Raw genomic sequence first — 8,928 nt, 5'->3', positions numbered from 1 at the left:
CCCCCAGACCCAGCCGAGCGGCCAGCCCCTTGAGACCGTGCCGCCCGAACAGGACGAGAATCTGTGCGAACCGCTCCCTTTCTTTTAGAGCAGTCGTATCGGCTTCATCAGTAGGAGTTCGATCAATCATGCGCCCGGCTTTTCGGGGCGGGAACTTGGGTCTCGGGAACGCTGGCCTTCGTCTCCAGATGGTCGACGAGCCGGTTCAAATGCTTGATCGCCGCGTCGAGGCCCTCGAGTTCATCCGCTGTCAGGCTTCCGAAGGTCTGCCCCACGATGTCGTCGTAGAGCGGCATGGCCAGTCCCAACGTGGCCCGGCCGGCGTCTGTGATCTGCACCAGTTTGGACCGGCGATCGTCCGGAGCAGGCGATCGTGACACGAGACCATTTTGTTCGAGCGCGTCGATCGCCTGGGTGACAGTGCGGGGCGCCTGATCGAAAAAGCTCGCAATGTCGGTGGAGCGGCGCGGTTGTTCCGCGAGATACGCGAGCAGTTTTAGTTGGGCCATCGATGCACCCTGACAGGCAAGATAGGCGTCGATCAGTCGCCGCATCCTGTACCAGGTCCAGCCGAAGGTGGTTGCGATCCCACGTATACCCGATTGGTGAGGTTCCATATAATGTGGTATTGCCGAAGCTCGGCCGCCGTGGCAAGTCCCCCGGCTCTTTGAATCGATAGTTGATCGGGAATAGAATGGTGGAAGATCCCCCAGTCGGTTCAGGCGACCATGACGATGTCGGTGAGCGGCCCGCCGGTCCGCTCAAGTCGGTACGGGTTCGGTTGGCGCTATTGATTGTCGCGATCGCGATCGTGGGAGCGGGGTTGGTATGGTATTTTGACCATCAGAACCGCGGCAAGTTCATGCAGAAAACCGACAACGCTTATGTGGCGGCGGACTCTGTCGTGGTGGCCCCGAAAGTTGCCGGATATGTCGAGCGCGTGTTTGTCAGCGCGAACCAAGCGGTCCGCAAAGGGCAGCAGTTGGCAGAACTGGACCCTCGCGAATATCGAGCCCAAAGCGAGCAGATCACCAGCCAGATCGACACAGCGAAAGCTGCGGTCGAGACGAGCCGTTCGCAGATCGCTGAACAGCAGGCGACAATCGTCCAGGCGCGTGCTCAGGCGGCCTCGGCGCGCGCCGAGGCCGCCTTCGCGCGGCAGCAGGTTGCGCGCTATCAGCCGCTGGCGGCGTCTGGCGCAGAGCCAGGCGAGCGATTTGCTCAGCTTCAGACGCAGGCACGACAGGCAGATGAGCGCGCCAATGCTGCTCAGGCCGGCCTTACCGCAGCAGAAAGGCGCGTTGGCACGCTTGGTGCGCAGGTACGACAGGCGCAATCGCAAGCCGAAGCCGCTCGCGCTCAGCTCTCCGCCGCGCGTGTGAACACCGAATCGACGTTGCTCAAGGCAGCGATCGATGGTCGCGTCGGCGATCTCGCTGTCCGGGTAGGGCAGTTCGTACAGCCCGGAACGCGCCTGATGACGCTGGTGCCGGTGGAGCGCCTCTTCATCGAGGCCAATTTTAAAGAGACGCAGCTAGGTCTCATGCGAGTCGGCCAGCCCGTCAGCATCGACGTCGACGCGCTCCCCGGGGTCGAGCTGAAAGGGCGGGTTGCCAGCTTCGCACCGGGCACAGGTGCCCAGTTCTCCGTGCTCCCGCCGCAAAACGCGACCGGCAACTTCACGAAGATCGTTCAGCGCGTGCCCGTCCGTATCGCGATCGATGCGCCGCCCGAAGTCAGGCCCCTTCTGGTTCCCGGAATGTCGGTCGGCATTACTGTCGATACCCGTTCGGCCAAAGGCGACCTGGAGAGAATCCGGCAGGCCGTAAGTCGGAAGCGCTGAGCGTGGCGACGGTTGCTGCATCTCCGGGGACGTTACGCGCCGAGCGAGCCGACTCGACGGCCTGGATCGCGGTCGCGGCCGGCGCGCTGGGCGCGCTGCTCGCGACACTCGACATCTCGATCGTCAACTCGGCGCTGCCGACTATCCAAGGGGAGATCGGAGCGACCGGCACGGAAGGAACGTGGATCGCCACGGCTTTTCTCGTTGCCGAGATCATCATCATACCGCTGAGCGCGTGGCTGGAACGGCTTTTGGGGTTGAGGACACTTCTCCTCATCTCTGTGACCTCTTTTACAGGATTCTCGGTCCTGTGCGGCACCGCTACGGATCTGATGACAATGATCGTCGGAAGGGCGGGTCAGGGGTTCACGGGCGGCGTGCTCATCCCGACAGCGATGACGATCGTCGCAAAGCGCCTCCCGCCATCGCAACAGCCAATCGGCATGGCCCTTTTTGGAATGACCGTCATCCTGGGTCCGGTTCTTGGCCCCCTGCTCGGAGGCTGGCTCACGGAAAATCTGAGCTGGCATTATGCCTTCTTCGTCAACGTGCCGGTCTGCGGTCTGCTCTTGCTGCTGCTGCTTCTCGGCCTGCCGCACGAGAAAACGAACTGGGTCTATTTCCGCGAGGCGGACTGGTTCGGGATCGTCGGCATGATCCTCGGCCTGGGAGGACTGACGGTCGTGCTTGAGGAAGGGCACCGTGAAGAATGGTTTGAATCGACGTACATCGTCCGGCTGACGATCATGACCCTGATTGGTTTTGTCATGCTGGGTATCGGACAATTCAGGGCCGCCAAGCCTGTGCTTAAGCTGCGGATCGTGATGAATCGACAATTCGGCAGCGTCGTCGTCATGGCGCTGGCGCTGGGCATGGTGATGTACGGCTCGACCTTCGTCATCCCGCAATTCCTCGCGCTGATCGCTAACTATAACGCCCTTGAGACGGGTCAGGTGATTTTCCTCATGGGTGTGCCTGCCTTCCTGCTGATGCCCGTCATCCCGCTGCTTATCCGCGTCGTCGATATCAGGATCGCCGTTGGCACAGGCCTTGCGCTCATGGCCGCCAGCTGCCTCGTCAACACCAGCCTCACCGCGGAATCTGCCGGAGAAGCCTTTACCGCCGGACAGTTACTGCGTGGTGTCGGCATGATCCTCACCATGCTGTTCCTGAACCAGGCCACTATCGCTTCGGTCAGCAAGGAGGATGCCGGTGATGCATCAGGCATCTTCAATGCCGCACGAAATCTCGGCGGGTCGTTCGCTTTGGCCGCCCTGGCCTCCTTTCAGGACCAGCGAATGTCGCTCCATAGCCGACGGATGGAAGAGACCCTTTGGGCAAACGACCCAAGGTTGCAGGATTATCTCGCCGGCATGACCAGGACGTTCGGCCAGATGGACGCCGCCCTTCAGTCGCTTGCCGGGACCATTCAGCAGCAGGCCTTCATCATGACGTACAATGACATTTTCCTGGCGATGGCGCTTGCGACACTAGCCACGCTTCCACTCGTTTTGTTCCTGCGCCCGCTGCCTAAAGGGCAGTCCATGGCGATGCATTGAGGCTGCGATGATAAACTTCAGAGGTCTCGTTCTCGCCCCCTTGCTGCTCGGCGGATGTGTCGTTGGCCCGGACTACGCCGGACCGCCGGGGTTGGATCGCGCCGCCCCCCAATCCAAGTTCGTGCGCCAGACCGCGAGTACGAGCACCAATGACCCCGCAGTTGCTGAGTGGTGGACGGCCCTTCAAGATCCGGTCCTGAACGAGCTTGAGCAACGCGCACTTGCAGCGAATCCGTCGATCGATGTCGCCCAGGCGCGACTCCGTCAGGCGCGTGCATCCGTGCGCCAGGAGCGCGCTAACCGCTTTCCGAAAGCTGGGGCACAAGCGACCGGAATCTTCGCCGACCTTCCCGGGATCGATCTGCAGTCAGCTCAGGGGAACGGCGCAACGCCCCCTTCCCAGGACGCGGATTCCTCTCTCCAGTTTTTCAATCTCGGCCTGAACGCAAATTGGGAAATCGATTTTGCGGGAGGCCAGATCCGAAAAATAGAATCCGCTAACGCACTAGCCGCAGCGGCGTCCTACAACGCGGCAGATGCACACGTTCAACTCGCAGCCGACGTTGCGCAAAGTTATACGAATCTGCGGGACCGGCAGCAGCGCGCCGCTGCACTTCGTGGGGGGCTGGACCTGCAGAAGCAGCAGCTAGGCCTCGCTCGGCAACGCTTTCAGCAGGGCACGGTGCCGGCCTTTGCCATTGGTCAGGCGAACCGCGCCATTCAGGCTACCAACGGCGATCTCGCTACGGCTGAGGCGGAGATCGGAATTTATCTCAATGCGCTCGCCGTGCTTGCAGGGGAGGCGCCAGGGAGGCTCGATTCCTTGCTGGCTATCCCGCGTGACGTCCCCTTGCCACCACAGGTCGTCGCCATCGGCGATCCCGCCTCTCTACTTCGCCGTCGACCCGACATACGCGCCGCCGAGCGCAATCTGGCGGCCACGACCGCCCGGATTGGCGTCGCTGAAGCAGCGCGTTTTCCCAAGATCAGCTTTATGGGGATCCTAGGCATCGGCGGAACGTCTGTCGGAGACCTGGTCGATCTGGGAAATATCTCCAACATTGCCGTGCCCCAGCTACAATGGGGGTTGCTCGATTTTGGACGAACTTCGGCCCAGATAACGCAAGCGCGCGCTGGACGAGACGAAGCTGAGGCACAGTATCGACAGGTCGTTCTAGGTGCGTTCCAGGACGCCGAGAATTCGCTCGCGCGCTTTGCACAGCAACGTCGCAATGTGGCAGCGCTCGCCGAGATCAAGCGATCGGCTGACGAGTCAGACATTTTGACACAACAACGCTTCCAGCGACAGGTGATTTCCCGCAGTGACGCACTCGAGTCCGGTCGTCAGAAAGTGCTTGCTGCATCAAACCTTCAAAGTGCGGTTGCGGCTCTTACGGCAAGTTATATCGCCATCCAAAAATCACTCGGACTCGGGTGGCAGGAATCGACCTATCAAGGATTGGCAACGGATTCCTCGACCACGTCTATCGGAACAAATCAGTGATCCCTCCGCCTGTCATGCCCTGGTGTCGCCTTTGGGGTAGTTACCGAATTACCATAACGGCGCCTTGACTGAGGAGACGCTGCTGTGGTCGACACCGAAATACGGTCTGTATGGAACGGGAGGTGACGATGCAACTTCGGTCGGGAGTTCAAGATTGAGCAGTTAAGCTGGCGCAGGATTAAGGGCGACTGCTTCTTCACTTCAATTTATTGATCTACGCACGATACGCGGCCTTTCGGATTGGCAAGACCTGGCTCTGGCAATCGGACTGGCAAGCCTGCGCCGGCAGTTTGTTGACGTCGTCGCTCCGCTCGACGGACTGCGTCCTGCGCATGACTAGGGCCAAGGGACAACCAGAACGAGCCCGCCGATTTGTACGCCATTGCCGCCGCGGGCCCTACGCCGGTGTGTTCGCTCTTTTCATGTCGGGTCTATCGGCTCCAATCGGCATCAGACGCCAATCCCGTTGGAGTAGAGTTATGTCGACGAAACCTGAGGCCCTCAAAAAGCGGATGATCCGCCGCCATGAGCTTCGGCAGATCATACCGCTGGCCGACACCACCATCTACGAGATGGAACTGCGCGGCGAATTCCCTCGTCGCTTTGCGCTCACCCCGCGCTGTGTGGTGTGGGATCTGGCCGAGGTCGAAGCGTGGCTGACCGAGCGCCTGGCGACAGCTCGGCGATCGCCCATCGACCGCGCGCCGCATCCTGATGTACGCAAGCGCAAGGCGCGCCCCGTCAAAGCGCCGGATCAGGCACGAGCATAGGCATCGAGGGCGGAATCAGGACCGGCACGCGCTTCTGCCCCGCCACCCAAGCATCGATGATATCAGACCACTCCTGCATCATATGCCGCCGCTGATGCTCGTACTCCGCCTTGTTGTAGACGCCGCGCGAGGATCGCCCATCTTCATGGGCCAGGCACTTTTCGATCCAGTCACTGTTGAACCCCAGTTCGTTGAGCAGGGTCGATCCGGTGCGGCGCAAGTCATGTACCGTGAACGGCTCCAGCGGTAAGCCTTCCTTCTGCGCACGCTCCACGACGGCATAGGTGACGCGATTAAAGGTCGCCCGGGACATCGGCGCATCCGCATCATACCGAGACGGCAGAAGGTAGCGCGAGTTACCCGCGCAGGTCTTCAACGCGATCATGATGTCGAGGCATTGCTGCGAGAGATAGACGTTATGCGCCTTGGATCGCTTCATGCGTTCCTTGGGGATCGTCCACACGGCGTTCTCGAAGTCCACCTCGTCCCAGACCGCATCCTGCAGCTCGCTCTTGCGCACCATTGTCAGCAGAAAGAGGCGCATCCCGAGTCGGATCGTTGGCAGCGTCGCCACATGGTCGAGCTGCTTGAGCATCACGCGAATTTCCGTCGGCGACAGCGACCGGTCCTTTGGAACGAACTTCGCGATCGAGGCGGGGCCGACATCGTCGGCCGGATTGGCGACCTTCTCGCCGTGCAAGATCGCAAATCCGTAGATCTGCTTCAGGATGTCGCGGACATGGATCGCAGTCGCCGGAGCGCCGCGATCGACGATCTTGCCGCAGTGGGCGCGCAGGTCATCCGGCGTGATTTCTGTCAGCAGCCGATTCTTCCAGACTGGCAGAAGCTCTCGTTCGAAGATCGAACGCCGCATTGCGCGGGTGCTGTCCGCCATCGGCGCCTTCACCAACCAGCGCTCACCAAACTCACCGAAGCTCTTGGCCTCTTTGATCCGGCGTTTGTCGCGCTGCTTTTCCTGGGCAGGGGACCTGCCTTCGAAGACTGCACGTTTAGCGTCGATCGTCGCTTCACGGGCTCGAGCAAGGGACAAACCGGAGGGACCGTACTTCCCGAGCGTCAGCGTCTCGCGTCGCCCATGCAGCCGGTAGTCCAGCCGAAACGTCAGCGTCCCGGAGGTTGAGACCTGAACATAAAGGCCGTCACGGTCCGTGACCTTGTATGCTTTTTCGCGTGGTTTCAGGTTCTTAAGGGCAACATCGGTGAGCATACCGACCTCCTCTACGCAAAATACCGTCAGGCGATTTTCGGCAATTCTGCCGAAATTGTCGCATGATTTACAATGGCTTAGTGCGGAAAGAATACCGTCACTGGCTTCAATACCTCTGACGGTATCGCTGGATTGGGCCAAGTGCAAGTTTGCCGGATACCGTCACGCAGGACGCCAGGGCCAACCGCTGCTCCGCGATTGACCTCGATAGATAGCGTGAGATAGTCTTTTTATTTCAATGCTTTGACCGAGCTTTGCCGATTGATCGCGATAGCCAAAAATGGCCCCGAATCATTCCCACTCGATCGTGCCGGGCGGCTTCGACGTATAGTCGTAGGTCACGCGGTTGATGCCCTTCACCTCGTTGATGATGCGGGTGGTGACGCGCGAGAGGAAGCCGCCGGGAAATTCGAACGCCTGGGCGGTCATGCCGTCGGTGGACGTCACCGCGCGCAGCGCCAGCACGCTGTCGTAGGTGCGCCCGTCGCCCATCACGCCCACGCTGCGTACCGGCAGCAGCACCGCGAACGCCTGCCAGATCGCGTCGTACAGGCCGGCGGCGCGGATTTCCTCCAGATAGATCGCATCCGCCTTGCGCAGGATGTCGCAGCGTTCGCGCGTCACCTCGCCGGGGATGCGGATCGCCAGGCCCGGGCCGGGGAACGGGTGGCGGCCGACGAACACGTCCGGCAGGCCCAGTTCGCGGCCCAGCGCGCGCACCTCGTCCTTGAACAATTCGCGCAACGGCTCGACCAGTTTCATGTTCATCCGCTCGGGCAGGCCGCCGACATTGTGGTGGCTCTTGATCGTCACCGAGGGGCCGCCGGTGAAGCTGACGCTTTCGATCACGTCCGGGTAGAGCGTGCCCTGCGCCAGGAATTCGGCGCCGCCGATCTTCTTCGCCTCCGCCTCGAACACGTCGATGAAGGTCTTGCCGATGAACTTGCGCTTCGCCTCGGGATCGGTGACCCCGGCCAGCCCGTCCATGAACAGGTCCTGCGCCTGCACATGGACCAGCGGGATATTATAGGCGCCCCGGAACAGCCCGACGACCTGCTCCGCCTCCCCGGCGCGCAGGATGCCGCCGTCGACGAACACGCAGGTCAGCTGCTCGCCGATCGCCTCGTGGATCAGCACCGCGGCGACCGCCGAATCGACCCCGCCCGACAGGCCGCAGATGACGCGCCCGCTGCCCACCTGCGCGCGGATCTCCGCGATCTTGGTCGCGCGGAACTCCGCCATCGTCCAGTCGCCGGACAGCCCGCAGACGTGGCGCGCGAAATTGGCGATCAGCTTCGTGCCATCGGGGGTGTGGACCACCTCCGGGTGGAATTGCATCCCGTAATAACGCCGCACCTCGTCCGCGACGATCGCATAGGGTGCGCCCTTCGACGAGGCGACCGGCGCGAAGCCGGGCGCGAGCGCGGCGACGTGGTCGCCATGGCTCATCCACACCTGATGCTGCTCGCCGGTGCGCCACAGCCCGTCGAACAGCGCGCAGTCGCCGTCGACCGCGACATAGGCCTCACCGAACTCGCCCGCCGACCCCTTGTCGACGCGCCCGCCGAGCTGCTGCATCATCACCTGCTGGCCGTAGCAGATGCCCATCACCGGCACACCGGCGTCGAACACCGCCTGCGGCGCGCGCGGGCTGCCATCATCCACAACCGAGGCGGGGCCGCCCGACAGGATCACGCCCCGCGGCTGCATCCGTTCAAACGCCTCGGCAGCGGACTGAAACGGCGCGATCTCGCTATACACCCCCGCCTCGCGCACGCGGCGCGCGATCAGCTGGGTCACCTGGCTGCCGAAATCGATGATGAGGATGCTGTCGGGGTGTTCCATGGCGGGCGTGTAGCGACTCGTGCGGCGGGGTGAAAGGGGGTGGGATTGCCCTTGTTTCCCGCGCCCCCGCCACGCATTCTGCAGCCGGCGACGGGGGGAGGAGCGCGGTGAAGACCTTCATGACGGGTGTATGCCTCATGGCGGCGGTCGCGTCGGCGGCGCCGGCAATGGCGCGCGAC

General features: G+C 62.2%; 7 protein-coding genes. 4 read left to right on the top strand and 3 right to left on the bottom strand.

Going from position 1 to position 8,928, the window contains the following annotated elements; all coding sequences use genetic code 11:
• Positions 1-122: 122 nt before the first annotated feature.
• Positions 123-554 (bottom strand): MarR family winged helix-turn-helix transcriptional regulator, encoded by a 432-nt coding sequence (locus AX685_RS04140; RefSeq protein WP_051519962.1) that lies wholly within the window; start codon positions 552-554, stop codon positions 123-125.
• A 140-nt stretch (positions 555-694) separates the two neighbouring features.
• Between AX685_RS04140 and AX685_RS04135 the strand changes: the two genes are divergently transcribed.
• From AX685_RS04135 to AX685_RS04120, 4 genes are all read left to right on the top strand, one after another.
• Entirely contained in the window at positions 695-1,843 is a 1,149-nt protein-coding gene (locus AX685_RS04135; protein WP_066485706.1) for an HlyD family secretion protein, read from the top strand.
• Between the two features lie 2 nt (positions 1,844-1,845).
• Positions 1,846-3,402, top strand: coding sequence for an MDR family MFS transporter (locus AX685_RS04130; protein ID WP_037529238.1), 1,557 nt, complete (start codon positions 1,846-1,848; stop codon positions 3,400-3,402).
• A 7-nt stretch (positions 3,403-3,409) separates the two neighbouring features.
• Positions 3,410-4,906, top strand: coding sequence for an efflux transporter outer membrane subunit (locus tag AX685_RS04125; RefSeq protein WP_066485704.1), 1,497 nt, complete (start codon positions 3,410-3,412; stop codon positions 4,904-4,906).
• A 479-nt stretch (positions 4,907-5,385) separates the two neighbouring features.
• A complete protein-coding gene (locus tag AX685_RS04120) occupies positions 5,386-5,676 on the top strand; it encodes a helix-turn-helix transcriptional regulator (RefSeq protein WP_037529236.1) in 291 nt (96 codons plus the stop codon).
• Here the strand turns inward: AX685_RS04120 and AX685_RS04115 are convergent.
• Together AX685_RS04115 and guaA are read right to left on the bottom strand one after the other, a co-directional pair.
• Positions 5,648-6,904, bottom strand: coding sequence for a tyrosine-type recombinase/integrase (locus AX685_RS04115; protein ID WP_037529235.1), 1,257 nt, complete (start codon positions 6,902-6,904; stop codon positions 5,648-5,650). The two genes, AX685_RS04120 and AX685_RS04115, sit on opposite strands and share 29 nt — an antisense overlap.
• 291 nt (positions 6,905-7,195) lie before the next feature.
• Entirely contained in the window at positions 7,196-8,749 is a 1,554-nt protein-coding gene (gene guaA, locus AX685_RS04110; RefSeq protein ID WP_066485701.1) for a glutamine-hydrolyzing GMP synthase, read from the bottom strand.
• Between the last annotated feature and the right edge of the window lie 179 nt (positions 8,750-8,928).

The organism is Sphingomonas sp. CCH9-F2, from assembly GCF_001556735.1.
Lineage (GTDB): Bacteria > Pseudomonadota > Alphaproteobacteria > Sphingomonadales > Sphingomonadaceae > Sphingomonas > Sphingomonas ginsenosidimutans.
The sequence above is the reverse complement of the archived record's forward strand: the minus strand, read 5'-3'. Positions and strand labels throughout refer to the sequence as shown.

Bases quoted from the DNA above. Each gene is read 5' to 3' on its own strand.
- AX685_RS04135 (WP_066485706.1), top strand. From the start codon at position 695: ATGGTGGAAGATCCCCCAGTCGGTTCAGGCGACCATGACGATGTCGGT.
- AX685_RS04125 (WP_066485704.1), top strand. From the start codon at position 3,410: ATGATAAACTTCAGAGGTCTCGTTCTCGCCCCCTTGCTGCTCGGCGGA.
- AX685_RS04140 (WP_051519962.1), bottom strand. From the start codon at position 554: ATGCGGCGACTGATCGACGCCTATCTTGCCTGTCAGGGTGCATCGATG.
- AX685_RS04120 (WP_037529236.1), top strand. From the start codon at position 5,386: ATGTCGACGAAACCTGAGGCCCTCAAAAAGCGGATGATCCGCCGCCAT.
- AX685_RS04115 (WP_037529235.1), bottom strand. From the start codon at position 6,904: ATGCTCACCGATGTTGCCCTTAAGAACCTGAAACCACGCGAAAAAGCA.
- guaA (WP_066485701.1), bottom strand. From the start codon at position 8,749: ATGGAACACCCCGACAGCATCCTCATCATCGATTTCGGCAGCCAGGTG.